Source organism: Levilactobacillus hammesii DSM 16381 (genome assembly GCF_001434395.1).
GTDB classification, from domain to species: domain Bacteria; phylum Bacillota; class Bacilli; order Lactobacillales; family Lactobacillaceae; genus Levilactobacillus; species Levilactobacillus hammesii.
In genome coordinates, this window is the sequence record NZ_AZFS01000011.1 from 1 (window position 1) to 416 (window position 416).

A 416-nucleotide genomic window follows, 5' to 3' on the forward strand; every position below is an offset into this window, starting at 1 on the left:
GATTTTTTTGAATTGCTTGATATACCTAAAAGTTATTGGAATAGTCCTTCAAATGTTGACAAAAAGGTTATTAAGCCAATTAGAGAAGAATTAACCCCGCTTTTTACAGGGCTAACGATTAGAAAAAAATATGGTAAAGGCAGAGGAAAACCAGTTATCGGTTATTCTTTTACTTGGAAACCTGAAAGAAAGGACGCAAATGATTTTTCTCAAGGCAAATTTCAAGATGAGCGTCAAAAACTCTTTAACATTCAGCACAATGATGAATTATCAGATAAAGAAAAGTGGCGTGCAATTGACAAAGTTAAATGCTTGCCTTTAGGAACAACTGAAAAACAGGTACTGGCTGAAAAACAAGCTGAACATGATCAAAAAATCAGAGATCAAGCAAGACAAGAAGCACTTGCTGAACTCCG

Annotated in this window: 1 protein-coding gene; it reads left to right on the plus strand. The window is 34.9% G+C overall.

The window, feature by feature from the left end; translation table 11 throughout:
* A partial coding sequence (locus FD28_RS01070) for a replication initiation protein (RefSeq protein ID WP_157059802.1) occupies positions 1–416 on the plus strand: 416 nt, incomplete at both ends.